The 17277-nt window shown below is 70.8% G+C and carries 13 protein-coding genes; 9 read left to right on the top strand and 4 right to left on the bottom strand.

The window, feature by feature from the left end; all coding sequences use genetic code 11:
* Positions 1–9 precede the first annotated feature (9 nt).
* Positions 10–1275, top strand: a complete 1266-nt coding sequence (locus AB0H86_RS22815) for a TerD family protein (protein WP_362441607.1) — start codon at positions 10–12, stop codon at positions 1273–1275.
* Between the two features lie 4 nt (positions 1276–1279).
* Here AB0H86_RS22815 and AB0H86_RS22810 read toward each other — a convergent pair whose 3' ends face one another.
* On the bottom strand, positions 1280–2458 hold the full coding sequence (locus tag AB0H86_RS22810; protein WP_362441523.1) for a glycosyltransferase: 1179 nt from the start codon (positions 2456–2458) through the stop codon (positions 1280–1282).
* A 57-nt stretch (positions 2459–2515) separates the two neighbouring features.
* Here AB0H86_RS22810 and AB0H86_RS22805 point away from each other — a divergent pair, with 57 nt between their 5' ends.
* Together AB0H86_RS22805 and AB0H86_RS22800 are read left to right on the top strand one after the other, a co-directional pair.
* Entirely contained in the window at positions 2516–3301 is a 786-nt protein-coding gene (locus AB0H86_RS22805) for an aspartate/glutamate racemase family protein (protein WP_362441520.1), read from the top strand.
* Between the two features lie 69 nt (positions 3302–3370).
* Positions 3371–3907: a hypothetical protein gene (locus AB0H86_RS22800; protein WP_362441517.1), complete on the top strand. Its 537-nt coding sequence runs from the start codon at positions 3371–3373 to the stop codon at positions 3905–3907.
* Positions 3908–4073: 166 nt separating this feature from the next.
* Here AB0H86_RS22800 and AB0H86_RS22795 read toward each other — a convergent pair whose 3' ends face one another.
* The gene (locus AB0H86_RS22795; RefSeq protein ID WP_362441514.1) at positions 4074–5153 is read right to left on the bottom strand and encodes an O-antigen ligase family protein; all 1080 of its coding nucleotides are present in this window, start codon (positions 5151–5153) and stop codon (positions 4074–4076) included.
* 289 nt (positions 5154–5442) lie between these two features.
* Between AB0H86_RS22795 and lnt the strand changes: the two genes are divergently transcribed.
* From lnt to AB0H86_RS22775, 4 genes are all read left to right on the top strand, one after another.
* Positions 5443–7053, top strand: coding sequence for an apolipoprotein N-acyltransferase (lnt, locus tag AB0H86_RS22790; protein WP_362441511.1), 1611 nt, complete (start codon positions 5443–5445; stop codon positions 7051–7053).
* A gap of 67 nt (positions 7054–7120) precedes the next feature.
* Positions 7121–7600, top strand: coding sequence for an NUDIX domain-containing protein (locus AB0H86_RS22785; protein ID WP_362441508.1), 480 nt, complete (start codon positions 7121–7123; stop codon positions 7598–7600).
* Positions 7601–7654: 54 nt separating this feature from the next.
* Positions 7655–8455: a 3-hydroxybutyrate dehydrogenase gene (locus AB0H86_RS22780; protein WP_362441505.1), complete on the top strand. Its 801-nt coding sequence runs from the start codon at positions 7655–7657 to the stop codon at positions 8453–8455.
* A 76-nt stretch (positions 8456–8531) separates the two neighbouring features.
* A complete protein-coding gene (locus AB0H86_RS22775; protein ID WP_362441502.1) occupies positions 8532–10655 on the top strand; it encodes a GAF domain-containing protein in 2124 nt (707 codons plus the stop codon).
* A 107-nt stretch (positions 10656–10762) separates the two neighbouring features.
* Here AB0H86_RS22775 and AB0H86_RS22770 read toward each other — a convergent pair whose 3' ends face one another.
* Together AB0H86_RS22770 and AB0H86_RS22765 are read right to left on the bottom strand one after the other, a co-directional pair.
* Positions 10763–12154: an MFS transporter gene (locus AB0H86_RS22770; protein WP_362441499.1), complete on the bottom strand. Its 1392-nt coding sequence runs from the start codon at positions 12152–12154 to the stop codon at positions 10763–10765.
* A gap of 261 nt (positions 12155–12415) precedes the next feature.
* Positions 12416–12745 (bottom strand): L-rhamnose mutarotase, encoded by a 330-nt coding sequence (locus tag AB0H86_RS22765; protein ID WP_362441496.1) that lies wholly within the window; start codon positions 12743–12745, stop codon positions 12416–12418.
* A gap of 277 nt (positions 12746–13022) precedes the next feature.
* On the opposite strand from AB0H86_RS22765, the gene AB0H86_RS22760 reads away from it, so the two are divergent.
* On the top strand, positions 13023–13871 hold the full coding sequence (locus AB0H86_RS22760) for an FCD domain-containing protein (protein WP_362441492.1): 849 nt from the start codon (positions 13023–13025) through the stop codon (positions 13869–13871).
* 113 nt (positions 13872–13984) lie between these two features.
* Entirely contained in the window at positions 13985–17275 is a 3291-nt protein-coding gene (locus tag AB0H86_RS22755; protein ID WP_362441489.1) for a discoidin domain-containing protein, read from the top strand.
* Positions 17276–17277: the final 2 nt, after the last annotated feature.

Below are 17277 nucleotides of genomic sequence, written 5' to 3'. Positions count from 1 at the left end.
GGCATGTCGATGCCGAAAGGATCCAACGCTCCGGTGCCGACGACGGCACTGCGCGTCGAACTGGGCTGGCGCTCCGGACCGGGCGTGCCCGACGCCGACGCGTCGGCGCTGCTGCTGGTGGCCGGAAAGGTCCGTTCCGACAGTGACTTCGTCTTCTACAACCAGCCGGTGCACTCCTCCGGGGCGGTCCGGTACGAGGGCAAGCGGGAGGCGGACGGCAGGGTGACCGACACGCTGGTGGTCGACCTCGCGCGCGTGGAGCCCTCGATCGAGACCGTGGTCCTGGCCGCCTCCGCCGACGGCGGTACGTTCGCCGCCGTCCCCGACCTCTACATCGAGGTCAGGGACGCCCGGCGGGACACGGTGGCCGCACGCTTCGACAGCGCCGGCGCCACCGTGGAAACCGCTTTCGTACTCGGTGAGTTCTACCGTCGGCAGGGCGCCTGGAAGTTCCGGGCCGTCGGCCAGGGCTACGGCAGCGGGCTGGCGGGCCTCGCCTCCGACTACGGCATCACCGTGGACGAGCCCCAGCACACCGCCCCGGCTCCCGCCGCCCCCCTCGCGCCCCCGGTCACCGCACCTCCGGTGACCTCGGCACCACCTCCGCCGCCCCCCTCGACACCTCCCACGGCACCCGTCCGCCTGACGAAGGTGACACTCACCAAGGCGGCACCCTCCGTCTCGCTCACCAAGCAGGGCGGCACCTCGGGCGCCCTGCGCGTGAACCTCAACTGGGAGGTCCACAAGCAGTTCTCCGGCTGGGGCAGCAAACTCGGCCGCGCGATCGCCACGCACGCGGACCTCGACCTCGACCTGTGCGCCCTGTACGAACTCAGCGACGGCAGCAAGGGAGTCGTCCAGTCCCTCGGCAACGCCTTCGGAGCCCTGCACCGGCCGCCGTACATCCACCTCGACGGCGACGACCGCACCGGCGCCCTCTCGAGTGGCGAGAACCTCACCGTGAACCTCGACCACACGCGGGACTTCCGGCGCGTCCTCGTCTTCGTGACCATCTACCAAGGGGCGCGCTCGTTCGCCGACCTGCACGCCACGGTCACGCTCCAGCCGCAGCACGGCGCCCCCGTCGACTTCTCCCTCGACGAGTGCACGGTCCCCTCGACGGTGTGCGCGCTCGCCCTGATCACCAACACCGGCAGCGACCTGGTGGTCCGGCGCGAGGCCCGCTACCTGGTTCCCGAGCGCGGTGTGAGCCCGCAGCGGACCGTCGACCGCGCCTATGGGTGGGGCATGAACTGGACTCCCGGACGCAAGTGAGCGTTCAGCTCTCCTCGCCGACGACGGTGTCGGGACGTGTGTAGGTGCGGCCCTTCCAGGCCGCGCCGCGTCCCCGGTAGTGCTGCACCGCGGAATCGACCGTCATGAGGAGATACAGGAGCGCGGTGAACGGCAGCAGGGGAGCGAGCCACAGCGGCTGCCGGTGGTAACGGAGCATCGGGACGTACGTCCCGGTCATCACCGACCAGGCGAGGCCGCCCAGAACCAGGGCCGCCGTCCGCCCCGTGGCCACACCCGCGACCAGGGCCACGGGCGGCACCAGGTACACCAGCGCGAGTCCGGCCACCGTGCCGGCGAGCAGCAGCGGGTTGTGCCGCAACTGCGCGTACGCGCTGCGCGACACCATCCGCCACAGGTCGTGCAGCCGCGGATACGGGCGGACGCTGTCCACCCGCTCGGCCAGCCCCAGCCAGATGTGACCGCCACCGCCCTTGACGGCCCGCGCGAGCGCCACGTCGTCGATGACGGCGTGCCGGATGGCGTCCGGGATCCGCGCCCGCTCGGCGGCCTCGGTGCGCAGCAGCACACAGCCGCCCGCCGCGGCCGCCGTCCGCCCCCGCCTCCGGCCGATCCGGCGGAAGGGGTAGAGCTGCGCGAAGAAGTAGACGAAGGCCGGGACCACGAGCCGTTCCCACCGGCTCTCGACCCGCAGCCGCGCCATCTGGGAGACGACGTCGAAGCCGCCCGGGCCGGCCGCCGCGACCAGCTGACGCAGGCTGTCCGGAGCGTGCGCGATGTCGGCGTCCGTCAGGAGGAGGTACTCGGGGCCACGCGCGCGTGCCAGGCCGATACCGTGACGCACCGCCCACAACTTGCCGGTCCAGCCCGCTGGCGGCTCGCCGGGGGAGGTCACGGTCAGCTTGAGTCCGCCGTGTCCGCGGGCCAGCTCCCGCGCCAGCTCCCCCGTGCCGTCCGTGCTGCCGTCGTCGACGAGGAAGACCTCGGCCGGCCCCGGATAGTCCTGCGCCAGCAGCGACGGCAGGCTCGCCGGCAGCACCGCGGCCTCGTCGCGGGCGGGAACCACCACGCAGACGGACGGCCAGACCTCCGGTTCCCGCCCGGGCGGCAGCCTGACGTCCGTACGCCAGAAGAAACCCTGACCGAGCAGCAGCCACAGCCAGGCGGCGAGTGATCCGGCGGCGATCCACACGATGGCGCTCACGCGCGCAGTCTGCCCCAGCGGCCCGACCCGCAAGGGGACATCGTCTATCGTGGCGGGGTGAAGATCGCGCTCATGGATTCCGGAATCGGTCTGCTGGCGGCCACTGCCGCGGTACGGCGTCTGCGACCCGACGCCGATCTGGTGCTCTCCCTCGATCCCGACGGAATGCCCTGGGGGCCCCGGACCACGGAGGACCTCACTCGGCGCGCCGTGGCCGTCGCGGAGGCCGCCGCCGCGCGGCGGCCCGACGCCCTGATCATCGGCTGCAACACCGCCACCGTGCACGCCCTGCCGACCCTGCGTGCCCGGCTGGAACCCGGCATACCGGTCATCGGCACGGTCCCCGCGATCAAGCCGGCCGCGGCTGGCGGCGGCCCCTTCGCGATCTGGGCGACGCCCGCCACCACGGGCAGCCCCTATCAGCGCGGACTCATCGAGGACTTCGCCGACGGCGTGCCGGTCACCGAGGTGCCCTGCTACGGCCTTGCGGAGGCGGTGGAACACGCCGACGAGGCGGCCATCGAGGCCGCCGTGGCCGCGGCCGCGGCGCTGACCCCCGCGAGCGTGACGACCGTCGTCCTCGGGTGCACCCACTACGAGCTGGTCTCCGAGCGCATCCGCGCCGCCGTGCAGCGCCCCGGCTTCCCCCCGCTCGTCCTGCACGGCTCCGCCGGGGCGGTCGCCGCCCAGGCTCTGCGTCGGCTGGGTGAGCAGCCCGCCCCGCGGGCCGCGGCCGACGGCACGCTGACCGTACTGCTCAGCGGCCGCGAGGGTGCCCTCCCGGAGCCCGCTCTGGCCTATGCCGAAGGCCGGCTCCTCAAGGCGGTCAGCCCCGCGCGGTGACCCCCGCCCGGCGCGGTGACTCTCCGCGACGAGCTACCGGCGAAGCGAAACCTGAGTACTCTCATAGCCATGAGGGACCACCTCCACGGCGAGAGCACCCCGCACCCCGATGTCTGGACCGGGCGCGCCTCCAACCGGTTCCAGTGGCTGCTGGCACTCGGCGGCGCCGCCTGTCTGGCGCTCGGCATCCAACTCGCCGTCGACTCCAAGTGGACGTCCGGCATCGCCCCGCTCGTGATGTCCGTCGTCGGCTGCATCGCGGCCGGACTGCTGGTTCTCTTCGGCACTCTCGCCTTCGTGCACGTCGCCCTGAAGGTCGACACGGACTCCCTGGAAGTGCGCTGCGGCCACATCGGTGTGCCGCGCCGCCGGATTCCGCTGTCCCATGTCACCGGCGCCGAGTTCGACCCGAACGTGACCCCGCGCCACTGGGGCGGCTGGGGTTACCGCTGGCGTCCCGAGAAGGGCACCGCGGTCGTCGTACGGCGGGGCGAGGGCGTGGTGCTGCAACTGTGGGACGGCCACACGTTCACCGTCACCGTGGACGACGCCGAGGCGGCCGTACGGGTCATCAAGGACCGGCTGCGGTCCGGCGCCGCGCGCTGAGCCGTACCGAGTTCCGAACCGGGTTCCGGGTCGCGCTGAGCCGTACGGAGTTCCGAGCAGGGTCCCGGGCAGCGCCGAGCATACGGAGTTCCGGGCCGCGTCGAGCCCACTGAGTACCCGGGGTACCGAGCCGTACGAGCCACGCGGTCCCGGGCCGTACCGGGGTTCACGGAGCCAGGCGGTCGCCGCGAGGGCGGGCGTTCGTCGTCTCGTGCCGGGTCGGCTCGTCGGCCAGCGGACGGGCGGTGGCCAGCCCCGCCAACAGCCCCGCCGCGACGGTCACCGTGGTGAAGCTCAGCGCGTTGCCCAGGCAGGCGATCGCCGCCACCGCCGTCAGCGCGGCCCCCGCGGTCAGCGCGACCGGTGTCGGACGTCGGGTGCGCCACAGCGCGTACAGCACCCAGCAGAAGGCCGCGGCCAGCAGCGTCACGCCCACGACCCCCTGCTCGGCCGCCTGCTGCAACGGCGCCGAGTGCGGCTTGCCGTCGGAGAGCAGCGTCCGGGTCGCCGTCCCGCTGAGCTCGCCGAAACGACCCGGGCCCACGCCGAGGGCCGGCTCCCCCCGTGCCATGCTCAGGGCGTCGTGCCACAGCCCGACCCGGTGCGGGGTCAGCTGTCCCTCCAGTGAGACGCCGAGCCCGCCCGGCACCGCGTTACCGGCGACCGCCCAGGTCAGGCCGGCCACCAGGAACGCGGACAGGGCCAGGGCGGCGATACCGGGACCGCGGTGACGCATCCGGCCCGCGGCGAGTGAGCACAGCAGCACCGCGACACACGCGGCGAACCCGCCGACCGAGCCGAGCACGGCCGCGGTCACCGCGATCCCGGCCGCCAGCGCCCGCAGGGTCATCCGCAGGACGAGGGGCTCGGTGGCCCAGGCGGCACAGCACGCGGCACCGGTGGACAGGGTCAGCAGCGCGGCGGCGCCACCGGCGTCCCCGAGCGGTGTGATGATCTCGGGCCCGGGGGAGAGGTGCGGCAGTCCCACCGTGAGGCCGATTCCGGCCAGGGCCCACGCACTCGGCGCGGCGACCGGCAGCAGGGTTCCGCAGATCCGCCCCGCGGCATACCCGGCGGCCACCGCCAGGAGCGCGAGCAGCACACCCTCCGGCCGACCGTCGTGGAGGGCCGCCGTGATCAGGGCCCAAGCCGCGCAGGCCCCCAGGATCAGGACGCCCGCCGCGTCGGAACCGTTTCGTCTGTCGTCGTCGCCCGCCGCCGGCTCCGGACCAACCGCAGACGTCATCCCCGTGGAACCCACCCCGCCCCCCGAACCCGGTCGCCCCCGACCTGCGTCGCCCCCGACCTGCGTCGCCCCCGACCTGCGTCGCCCCCGACCTGCGTCGCCCCCGGCCGTGCCGGCGTTACCGGCCCGTACGAACAGAGACTGGGGCACACCGTAACCGCTGATGGGCGGTTTGTGGATGAGTGGGACAGAGTTGTGCAGGAACGATTGGCCGAAGCCTCGCCGATGACCCCTGGGGCGGGACGGGCCGCGCTGTCGGCGCCGAGGTCGGCCGCCGTACACTCCCACAGTGACCGTCACCGCAACCTCCGTGGACGAGTCGGACCAGCTGAAGCCGCCGACCGCGCCCGCATCACGCGGGGCGCGGCTCCTGCGACTCGTCCCGGCCGCCGTCGCGGCGCTCTCCGGAGTGCTGCTCTACGTCAGTTTTCCGCCGCGCACCCTGTGGTGGCTGGCCCTGCCGGCCTTCGCCGTCTTCGGGTGGGTACTGCGCGGGCGCGGCTGGAAGGCGGGCCTCGGTCTCGGCTACCTCTTCGGCCTCGGCTTCCTGCTGCCGCTCCTGGTGTGGACCGGCGTGGAGGTCGGCCCCGGTCCCTGGCTCGCGCTGGTCGTCATCGAGGCGGTCTTCGTCGCGCTGGTCGGCGCCGGCGTCGCCGCGGTGTCGAAGCTGCCAGGCTGGCCGGTCTGGGCGGCCGCGGTGTGGATCGCCTCAGAGGCGGCACGCGCGCGTGTGCCCTTCCACGGCTTCCCCTGGGGCAAGATCGCGTTCGGTCAGGCGGACGGCGTGTTCCTGCCGCTCGCCGCGGTGGGCGGCACCCCGGTCCTCGGCTTCGCCGTCGCCCTGTGCGGCTTCGGCCTCTACGAGATCGTGCGGCTGGCCGTGGCGGCACGGCGTACGCGTGTCGTGCGCCGGTCGGCGGCGGCCGTTGCCCTGCTGAGTGTTGCGGTGCCGGTGCTGGGCGCGGTGGCCGCACGTCCCCTGGTCAGCGACAAGGCCGAGGACGGCACCACCACCGTCGCGGTCATCCAGGGCAACGTGCCCCGCGCCGGACTGGAGTTCAACACCCAGCGGCGGGCCGTGCTCGACTACCACGCGCGCGAAACGGAACGGCTGGCCGCCGAGGTCAAAGCCGGCAAGGTGGCCAAGCCGGACTTCGTTCTGTGGCCCGAGAACTCCTCCGACATCGACCCCTTCGCCAACCCCGACGCGGCCGCCGTCATCGACAAGGCGGCCAGGGCGATCGGCGTGCCGATCTCGGTCGGCGGAGTCGTCGAACGCGACGGCAGGCTTCTCAACGAGCAGATCCTGTGGGACCCGGTGAAGGGGCCCGTGGACAGGTACGACAAGCGGCAGATCCAGCCCTTCGGCGAGTACCTGCCGCTGCGCTCGCTCATCGGGGCGATCAACGAGAACTGGACCTCCATGATCCGCCAGGACTTCAGCCGGGGCAGCGAGCCGGGTGTGTTCGACATGGACGGTGCCAAGGTCGGCCTGGTCACCTGCTACGAGGCCGCCTTCGACTGGGCCGTGCGCTCCGAGGTCACCGACGGCGCACAGATGATCTCCGTCCCGAGCAACAACGCCACCTTCGACCGCAGCGAGATGACCTACCAGCAGCTCGCCATGTCCCGGGTGCGCGCCGTCGAGCACAGCCGGACCGTCGCCGTCCCGGTGACCAGCGGGGTCAGCGCGATCATCATGCCGGACGGCCGGATCACCCAGAAGACCGGCATGTTCGTGGCCGACTCACTGGTCCAGAAGATTCCCCTGCGCTCCTCGCAGACGCCCGCCACGCGGCTGGGCACCCTGCCGGAGATCGCCCTGGTACTGGTCGCCGCGGGCGGACTCGGCTGGGCGATCGGCGCCGGTATGCGCCGCCGACGCGCCGGTGACGTGTAGCCGTACGCCCGACGCACGCCCAGCGAAGATCACCGAGTGATGAGACCGGCCCGTTAGGGTCGGTCTCATGGCTACTCCTGACTTCATCACTACGCTCCGGACCTCCATCGGCCACCACTTGCTCTGGCTGCCCGGCGTCAGCGTCGTCGTCTTCGACGACGAGGGGCGCGTGCTGCTCAACCGCCGCTCCGACACCGGCAAATGGGCGCTGATCGGCGGTATTCCGGAGCCGGGTGAGCAGCCGGCGGCGTGCGCGGTGCGGGAGGTCGAGGAGGAGACGGGGGTTGTCTGCGTGGTGGAGCGGGTGATCGCCGTGCAGGCCCTCAAGCCCGTCACCTACGACAACGGCGATGTGTGCCAGTTCATGGACATCGCCTTCCGCTGCCGTGCTGTCTCCGGGGAGGCCCGGGTCAACGACGACGAGTCGTTGGACGTGGGCTGGTTCGCCGTGGATGGCCTGCCCGAGCTGAACGAGTTCGCGCTGCAGAGGATCAAGCAGGCACAGTCGGGCACACCCACATGGTTCGACCCCACGAGTTCCGAGTGAAGTATGGGTGGTGACCATATGGGGTGGGAGACGGGTGCTGCCTAGGGTCGGGACATGACCGCTCGTAGTGCCCCTCCGGGAACCCACTCCTCCACCCTCGACCTCGGCGGCCGCACCGCCCTCGTCACCGGTGCGGCCGGCGGCATCGGCCGCGCCTGCGCGTTGCGGCTCGCCGCCGCCGGGGCCAAGGTGAGAGCGGTCGACCGGGACCGCGCCGGTCTTGAGACGCTCGCCGACCAGGGCCGGGACCTCGCCGGCACCGTCGAGGCGCACGTGCTCGACCTCACCGACCTGGAGGCCGCCGAACTCGCCGCCGCGGGCACCGACATCCTCGTCAACAACGCCGGGCTGCAACTGGTGCGCCCCATCGAGGAGTTCCCGCCCGACGTCTTCCACACCATGCTCACCGTGATGCTGGAGGCACCCTTCCGGCTCATCCGCGGCGCCCTGCCCCACATGTACGGGCAGGGGTGGGGCCGCATCGTGAACGTGTCCTCCGTACACGGTCTGCGTGCCTCGGCCTACAAGTCGGCCTATGTGACCGCCAAACACGGTCTGGAGGGGCTGTCCAAGACGGCCGCCCTCGAAGGCGCGGCCCATGGGGTCACCTCGAACTGTGTGAACCCGGCATATGTGCGCACGCCACTGGTCGAGGCACAGCTCGCCGACCAGGCCCGGGCACACGACATCCCCGAGGAACGGGTGCTGGCCGAGGTGCTGCTGCAGGACAGCGCGGTCAAGCGGCTGATCGAGCCGGAGGAGGTCGCGGAGGCCGTGGCATACCTGTGCGGGCCGCACGCCTCCTTCGTGACCGGCACCTCGCTCGTCCTCGACGGCGGCTGGACCGCCCACTGAGCGGTCGGACCCCGGTCGCCCGCGGAGTTTTCCACAGGGCGGAACGGACGGCCGGACGATGGGGAATCCTGTGAGCATGTCCCGCGATCACGTGCAATCAGGCCAACGAGTCGGTACCGGCGGTGCCGCCGCGTCGGACGCCCGTGCGTCCGCCGTAGACGCGTCGGCCGACGGCGGGCCCTATGACAGCAGGCCGGGCGGGAGCGCGCCGAGCGACGGTTCCGAGGCGCCGGGCCTCGCCGGTGCGGGCACCGCGCCAGAGTCCGGCAGCGGCGAGCTGTCCGTGTCCGGCAGCGGTGAGACGCGCGCGCCCGGCAGCGCCGAGGCGCCGTTCCTGGAGCTCCTCGCCCGGGGTGCGTCCGCCGACGCCTATGAGCAGCCGGTGCTGATCGCCCGTGCCGAGGGGAGGCCGGCCGAGGAGATCGCCGCGCTGGAAGCGGTCAAGCCGCTGGCGCTGCGCGTCCGCTCGGAGCTGGAGGGCCGGCGCCGACGGGAGGCCGAACTGTCCGCGCTCTTCGAGACCGCCCATGACCTGGCCGGACTGCGCGACCTGGACGCGGTCCTGCAGGCGATCGTGCAACGCGCCCGCTCGCTGCTCGGCACGGACGTCGCGTATCTCAGTCTCAACGACCCGGCGCGTGGTGACACCTACATGCGGGTCACCGAAGGCTCGGTCGCGGCCCGCTTCCAGCAACTGCGCCTGGGGATGGGGGAGGGACTCGGCGGCCTCGTCGCCCAGACGGCCAGGCCGTACGTCACCGACGACTACTTCAAGGACGCCCGTTTCCAGCACACCCTCGTCATCGACGCGGGCGTGCGCGACGAGGGCCTGGTCGCCATCCTCGGGGTGCCGCTGATGCTCGGGCCCCATGTGATCGGGGTCCTGTTCGCGGCGGACCGGCGGGCCCGGGTCTTCGAGCGGGAGCAGATCGCTCTGCTCGGATCCTTCGCGGCGCTGGCCGCCGCCGCCATCGACACCGCGAACCTCCTCACCGAGACCCGCTCCGCACTCGGCGACCTGGAGCGGGCCAACGAGATCATCCGGGACCGCAGCGGGGTCATCGAACGGGCCTCGGACGTCCACGACCGCCTCGCCGAACTCGTACTGCGCGGCGGCGGAGTCCACGACGTGGCCGCCGCCGTCTCCGAAGTCCTCGACGGCACGGTCGAGTTCACCGAGCCCGCCGCGGCACCCGCCCGGGCCGTGGAGGTGTCCCGCGCCGAGGGACACGCGGTACGGCACGCGGACGACTGGATCGCCGCCGTGGCCGCCGGCGGTGAACTGCTCGGCGCGCTGGTGCTGCGCGGCCACCCGGGACTGGACCCCGTCGACCAGCGCACCCTGGAGCGCGCGGCCATGGTCACCTCGCTGCTGCTGCTCGCCCGACGCTCCGCGTCCGAGGCCGAACAACGGGTGCGCGGCGAGCTGTTGGACGACCTGCTGGACGTCCGGGACCGCGACCCGCGGCTGCTGCGCGAGCGGGCCTCCCGGTTGTCCGCCGATCTCGACGCCACCCATGTGGTGCTCGCCGCGCGCCTGGACGGTACGGCGGCCGACGCCGACCAGGAGGCGGCCGCACGCCGGCGTCTGTGGTCCGCCGCGTCCCACCTCGCCGCGACCCGGCACGGTCTGGCCGCCGCCCGCGACGGCGGCACCGTCCTGTTGCTGCCGCTGGAGCCGGGCGACACCGCGACGGAGGTGGCCCGCCGCACGGCCCGCCACCTCGGCACCGCCGTGCACGAGTCGGTCACCGTCGGAGCCTCCGCCCCCGTCGCGGACCTCGCCACCCACCCGGACGCCGTGGCCACCGCCTATGAGGAAGGCCGACGCTGCCTCGACGCCCTACGGCTGCTCGGCCGCTCAGGTGACGGGGCCGCCGCCGACGACTTCGGTTTCCTGGGCCTCCTGCTGGCCGGGGACCGGGACATCACGGGCTTCGTCGACCGTACGATCGGCCGGGTCGTCGCGTACGACGAACGGCGTGGCACCGACCTTGTGCGCACCCTTGACGCCTACTTCGCGAGCGGGATGAGCCCGGCCCGCACCAAGGACGAACTGCACGTCCATGTGAACACGGTCGCTCAGCGGTTGGAGCGGGTCGCGCGTCTCCTGGGCGACGACTGGCAGAGCCCCGCTCGGGCCCTGGAGATCCAACTCGCCCTGAGGCTGCACCGGTTGTCGGGCGGGGGACGAGGCTGACCCCCGTACGCTCGAACGTACGGGGGCCGGATCGGACCTGTCGGCTCGTACTTGCCCCCCGGGGGGCTCGGACTCGCCGGCTCGGGCCTGGTGGAGGCGGCGGGAGTTCAGACGGCGCGGGCGTCCGCCGCCTCGGCGGTGGTGGGCTCCGCGTCCGCGGAGGGCTCCACATCGGTCAGGTCCCGATGACGGGTCTCCTTGGCCACGCCCACGGCGATGATCGTGAGGACGGCCGCGGCGATGACGTACAGCGCGATGGGGGTGGAGCTGTCGTAGTCGGCCAGCAGCGCGGTGGCGATCAGGGGCGCGGGCGCGCCCGCCGCTACCGAGGCGAACTGGGCGCCGATGGAAGCCCCGGAGTAGCGCATCCGGGTCGCGAACATCTCGGAGAAGAAGGCGGCCTGAGGCGCGTACATCGCCCCGTGCATCACCAGGCCGACGGTCACCGCGAGGATCAGGTTGCCGAAGCCGCCGGTGTCGACGAGCGAGAAGAACGGGAACATCCACAGGCCGACGCCGACCGCGCCCAGCAGGTAGACGGGACGGCGGCCCACACGGTCCGACAGGGCGCCCCAGGCCGGGATCACCGCGAAGTGCACGGCCGACGCGATCAACACGGCGTTGAGCGCGGTCTGCTTGGAGACGCCGGCCGACGTGGTGGCGTAGACGAGGATGAAGGCGGTGATGACGTAGTAGCTGATGTTCTCCGCCATACGTGCGCCCATCGCCACCAGCACATCCCGCCAGTGATGCTTCAGCACGGAGACGATCGGCAGCTTCTCGGGCTCCGCCTGTGCCGCCTTGCGGGCCTCGGCCTGCGCCAACGCCTGCTTGAAGACCGGCGATTCATCGACAGACAGACGAATCCACAAACCGACGACCACCAGCACACCGGAGAGCAGGAACGGGATCCGCCAGCCCCAGCTGCCGAACGCGCTGTCCGACAGAACGGCGGTCAGCAGGGACAGCACGCCGGTGGCGAGGAGTTGTCCCGCGGGCGCGCCGGTCTGCGGCCACGAGGCCCAGAAGCCGCGCCGCCGCGCGTCCCCGTGCTCGGACACCAGCAGTACGGCGCCGCCCCACTCGCCGCCCAGCGCGAACCCCTGCACCAGCCGCAGCACGGTCAGCAGCACGGGAGCGGCGCTGCCGACCGTGGCGTGCGTCGGCAGCAGCCCGATCGCGAAGGTCGCCCCGCCCATCAACAGCAGGCTCAGCACCAGCAGTTTCTTCCGGCCCAGCCGGTCGCCGTAGTGCCCGAAGACCAGCGCACCCAACGGACGGGCGGCGAACCCGACGGCATACGTCAGAAACGACAGAAGCGTGCCGACCAGCGGGTCCGAGTCCGGGAAGAACAGCTTGTTGAAGACGAGGGCGGCCGCGGAGCCGTAGAGGAAGAAGTCGTACCACTCGATGGTGGTGCCGATGAGGCTGGCGGCGACGATGCGTTTGAGGCTGGCGGGGGTTTCCGGCGCTGGGGGAGCGGTCGCGGGGGAAGACATCGGTACCACTTCCAAGCGGTTGGCGGGGACGTGTTCGTGTGGCCATACCGTAGGAATACGCAGGTCAGCGGCACATGTGGTGGGACACCATAGTTCTGTGTGCGGAAGTGCGTGCGGCCACCATGAGGGCGGCGTCGGGGGGCTCCACGAGGGCCTCGATCGGTCCCGAGGGAGCACTGTCTGAGGTGCGGCGACCTTGTATCGCCGAACTGGCGGCGACCCACCGAAGAGGGCGCGGACGGCTCCGGCGTACGTGAGCTCTCAGTCAAGGTGGAAGATCTCCTCCGCGGGGGCCCACCACTGTCCCTCGGCCGCGGTGTCCAGGGGCCGCTGGCACGGGTCCGTCAGGGCCCACCACTCGCGCGAGATCGGGTCGGCGGCGATCGCCGCGGTGTCCGCGGCGTAGTCGGTGCCCGTGTACTCGAGGTAGCTGAACAGCAGGCCGTCCCGCAGGAAGATGGAGTAGTTGCCGATGTTGGCACGCCTGAGGGCTGCCAGGACGTCCGGCCACACGGCGGAGTGGAGTGCGCGGTACTCCTCCTCCTTCTCCGGACGCAGCCGAATCACGGTAGCGAAGCGCTGTACTTGCATCAGTCCGCCTTCTGTAGCCGCAGCCCGTCCATACCGCTGGTGGCCGCCGCCGATTCCGTGAGGATGGATCTGCTTCATCTGGCAAGCAGGACCTTAAGGATGGGATCTATTCTGTGCAACATCCTGACGGAAATGCGTAGTTTCTTCCGCTTTGACCGCATCCTTGCAGGGCTTCTGCCTCAGATCTGTCCGATCTCTTCCCAACGTGCAGCGGCAGTGCCATATTGGCCACCATAAATGAACCAGATTAATCAGTGGTGGCAAGAGGGGGCACGCCTTGGGCGAGTCAACACAGGTTCCTGACAAGGGAGATGACGTGGCGTCACGTCCCTACCGCCCGGGATATGAACTGGTCGCGGAACAACTGCTGAACTACATCGCCCAGGAGAACCTGCGGCCCGGCGACCGCCTCCCCACCGAACAGGGCCTGGCCGAGATCCTGGGAGCATCCCGCAACGTCACCCGGGAGGCCGTGAAGGTCTTGGCCGCCATCGGCCGGCTCAATGTGCGGCGAGGCGCCGGTATCTTCGTCGCCGCGTCGGTCGGCGGGCTGCTGGACGACGAACTCTCGCACTTCCGGCCGACCAGCATGGAAGACGTCCGCATGCTCCTGGACTACCGCAAGGTGATCGAGTCGGAGACAGCACGCCGTGCCGCCTCCCTCGCCACTCCGATCGAGGTCCGGGCCATACGGGAGAGCGCGGAGAGCTCCCTGGCAGCGGCCACGAAGAACGACGTGGACGCCTTCGCCAAGGCTGACGCTGCCTTCCACGACTCGGTGGGCGCCGCCTCGCACAACGTGTTCCTGAGGTCGAGTGTCGCCGGTGTGAGGCGCTTGGCATCCCAGTCCGACGTGCTGCTCTTCCACGGCGATGTGCCCGGATCGCTGGAGGTCGCCGCGGGGCAGCATGTGGCCGTAGCGGAGGCGGTCGCCGCGGGGGCGGCCGATCTCGCCGAGCGGCTGATGGTGGAACACATCGCCACCACGCAGAGCCAGTTCGAGAAGAAGATCCGCGACCGGCTGTTCGGTCCGGGCGCTCACGCGGCCGCTGAGGGACCTCCGGGGACTTCGAAGAACGGCAGCACCGGGGCTCCACCGCCGTCCGCGGAGGCAGCAGCCTCGTAAACCGGCTGACCCCGCATGTGCGGCAGCACAGCGGCCGAGCCGTCCAACGCCCTGGGAGTTCCGGTGGACGACCGGGACTCCCAGGTATCACCTCCTCAGGCGATTGGATACGTATGCTTCATCCGTCTGCGCGCAGGGGCGTCTTCGCGCCGCTGCGAAGAAGTTTCACGGCCGCCGTCTCGGTGGCCGCGGTGGCAGCCCTGCTGAATGCCGTGCCGGCCCAGGCGGCTCCGCGATCGCCGGACCTCGATGTCTATGTCTCTCCCACCGGCCGGGACGTGGGCTCAGGTAGCGCCGCACACCCTTTCAGGACGCTCGACCACGCGCGGGACTATGTGCGCGACGTCAAGCAGAAAGCCAAAGGCGACATCCATGTCCGGCTCATGTCCGGTACCTACCGGCTCAGCCGTACGTTCGCCCTGACCGCCCGGGACTCCGGCCGCGACGGACACAAGATCGTCTACGAGGCCGCCCCCGGCGCACAGCCGGTGATCAGCGGAGGCGAGCGGATCACCGGCTGGGTTCCGGCCGACGGAGCAGGACGGGTCTACAAGGCCAAGGTGGGCGACATCGACACCCGCCAGCTCTATGTGGACGGCGAACTGGAGACCCGGGCGCGCAGCGCCAAGAACCCCTCCGGCTTCAGCAAGACGTCCACCGGCTACGCCTTCACGGACTCCGGCCTCAACACCTACAAGCGTCCCTCGGACCTGGAGGTCGTCAGCTCCTGGGGCTGGAAGCTGATGCGCTGCCCCGTGCAGTCGATCGCCGACAACAAGATGACCATGCAGCAGCCCTGCTGGCACAACGCCCATCTCCAGCAGGGCCAGGAGATCCAGAACCCGACCTGGCTGGAGAACGCCCGCGAACTGCTGGACACACCCGGTGAGTGGTACCTGGACAAGGGCGAGGGCGAGATCTACTACATGCCCAAGGCCGACCAGAACCTGTCCACCGCGACCGTCACCGTGCCACTCGTGCAGGACCTGGTGGACATCAACGGCACCAGGACCGACCCGGTCAGCAACGTGTCCTTCCGAGGCATCACCTTCTCCTACTCCACCTGGCTCGCGCCCAGCTCCTCCGAGGGCCTCATCGAGGGCCAGGCCGGCTTCCGGATGGTCGGCAACGACCCCGACTTCGACGCGACCCGCCTGAAGTGGCAGAAGACGCCCGGCGCCGTCAATGTCAACTACGGCCACGGCATCGGCTTCGAGGGCAACACCTTCACCCATCTCGGCGCGGTAGGGCTCAACCTGAACACCGGTACCCAGGGCTCCGACATCACGGGCAACGTCTTCCGCCAGATCGCCGCCACCGGCATCCAGATCGGCGGGGTCGAGGTGATCGACGCCCACCCCGACGACTCCCGGGACATCACCAAGGACACCAGGGTCGACAACAACGTGGTCACCAAGGTCGCCGACCAGTACAACGGCTCCATCGGCATCCTGGCCGGCTACACCGACCACACCACCATCACCCACAACAAGGTCTACGACCTGCCCTACACCGGCATCTCCGTCGGCTGGGGCTGGGGCCTCACCGACCAGGGCGGCAACAGCAACTACTCCCCGGGGAATCTGGGCGTACCGATCTGGGACACCCCCACGACCAGCCGCGACACCGAGGTCACGGACAACGAGATCTACGACATCATGAAGTCGCAGGCCGACGGCGGCGCCATCTACACACTCAGCACCAACCCCGGCGGCGTGGTGTCCGGCAACTACATCCACGGCATACCGTCACCCGCCTACGGCGCGATCTACCACGACGAAGGCAGCCGGTACTGGACGAACACCGGCAACGTTCTGTGCGACGTCGCGTACCAGTGGCTGTTCCTCAACCACGGCATGGACATCAACGCCACGGGCAACTTCACCACCCAGCCTGCCTACTCCGCCCAGGCCAACAGCACGGGCAGCACCATCAGCGGCAACACCACTGTGGGTTCCTGCGGCCAACTGCCGGCTTCCGTGGTCAACAACGCGGGCCTCCAGCCGAGTTACCGCCACCTCGACCCGGGCCCCGAGGTCTCCGACCACCAGGCGCCCAGCAAGCCCGGCACTCCGACCGCGGCCGCCGATTTCCCGACGGTGGCAGACCTCTCCTGGGCGGCATCCACCGACGACACCGCGGTCACGGGCTACTCCGTCTACCAGGACGGCAAGCTGATCAGCGCCACCGGCAAGACCTCGGTGCGCCTTTCGGGCCTGACCGCCGGGAAGACGTACGCCTTCCAGATCACCGCCCGTGACGCCGCCGGCAACGAGTCCGAGCCCAGCCCGACACTGCACGTCACCATGCCCTCCGGCACGGACCTCGCCCTCAAGAAGTCCATCACCGCCTCGTCGTACTCAGAGGGCAACACTCCCCAAAAGGCGGTGGACGGTGATCTGTCCACGCGCTGGGCGCAGGGCCTCGGCCTGCCCGACCCGTCCTGGATCCAGGTCGATCTCGGTGCGTCGTACGACGTGAACGGCGCGATCACGACCTTCGAGAAGGCCAGCGGGTACAAGTACCGCATCGAGGTGTCACCCGACGAGGTCCACTGGAAGACGCTCGCGGACCGCACCGCCGCGAACACCACGGCGGCGACCGACTACGCCCACACGGACGATCCGGTCACGGGCCGTTTCGTGCGACTGACCGTCACCGGATCCAGCTGGAACGGCGGCAGCATCTACGACTTCCAGGTCTACGGCACTCCCAGCACCGTCACGGACCACACGGCCCCTACGGCACCGGGACAGCCCACGGTCAAGCCGCTGCTGCCCGGCCTGGTGGATGTCAGCTGGCCCGCGGCCACCGATGACACCGGCGTGACCAGCTACGTCGTCTACCAGGACGGCAAGCGGATCGCTGTCACCGACGCCACGACCCTGCGGGTTTCCGGCCTGACCGCCGACACGGAGTACTCCTTCACCGTCGTGGCACGCGACGAGGCACTGAACGCCTCCGACCCCAGCAAGGCGGCTGTCGTCACCACGCCGGCCGACCACGACCTGGCCCTGAACAAGCAGGTCACCGCCTCGTCGTCGTACTCCAACGACTACGCGCCCGAGAAGGCTGTGGACGGGAATCCCTCCACTCGCTGGGCGCAGGGCTCGGGCCTGCCCGACCCGTCCTGGATCCAGGTCGACCTGGGCAAGGACACCGGCGTCTCCAGCGTGGTGACCACCTTCGAGAAGGCCGGCGGCTACAAGTACCGCCTGGAGTACTCCACCGACGGCACGACCTGGTCCATGTTCGCGGACCACACATCCGACCCCACCTCGTCGTGGGCCGACTACTCCTTCGCCGACAAACCCGTCACCGCACGCTACCTGCGCCTGACTGTCACCGGTTCCAGCGGGAACGGCGGCAGCGTCTACGAGCTCCAGGCGTACGGCGGCTTCTGAGT

Source organism: Streptomyces sp. NPDC050997 (genome assembly GCF_040660135.1).
GTDB lineage: Bacteria > Actinomycetota > Actinomycetes > Streptomycetales > Streptomycetaceae > Streptomyces.
The sequence above is the reverse complement of the archived record's forward strand: the minus strand, read 5'-3'. Positions and strand labels throughout refer to the sequence as shown.

Excerpts from the sequence above, each read along its gene's own strand:
- AB0H86_RS22775 (WP_362441502.1), top strand. The coding sequence starts at position 8,532 with ATGTCCCGCGATCACGTGCAATCAGGCCAACGAGTCGGTACCGGCGGT.
- AB0H86_RS22815 (WP_362441607.1), top strand. The coding sequence starts at position 10 with ATGCCGAAAGGATCCAACGCTCCGGTGCCGACGACGGCACTGCGCGTC.
- AB0H86_RS22770 (WP_362441499.1), bottom strand. The coding sequence starts at position 12,154 with ATGTCTTCCCCCGCGACCGCTCCCCCAGCGCCGGAAACCCCCGCCAGC.
- AB0H86_RS22800 (WP_362441517.1), top strand. The coding sequence starts at position 3,371 with ATGAGGGACCACCTCCACGGCGAGAGCACCCCGCACCCCGATGTCTGG.
- AB0H86_RS22755 (WP_362441489.1), top strand. The coding sequence starts at position 13,985 with ATGCTTCATCCGTCTGCGCGCAGGGGCGTCTTCGCGCCGCTGCGAAGA.
- AB0H86_RS22795 (WP_362441514.1), bottom strand. The coding sequence starts at position 5,153 with ATGACGTCTGCGGTTGGTCCGGAGCCGGCGGCGGGCGACGACGACAGA.
- AB0H86_RS22780 (WP_362441505.1), top strand. The coding sequence starts at position 7,655 with ATGACCGCTCGTAGTGCCCCTCCGGGAACCCACTCCTCCACCCTCGAC.
- AB0H86_RS22765 (WP_362441496.1), bottom strand. The coding sequence starts at position 12,745 with ATGCAAGTACAGCGCTTCGCTACCGTGATTCGGCTGCGTCCGGAGAAG.
- AB0H86_RS22785 (WP_362441508.1), top strand. The coding sequence starts at position 7,121 with ATGGCTACTCCTGACTTCATCACTACGCTCCGGACCTCCATCGGCCAC.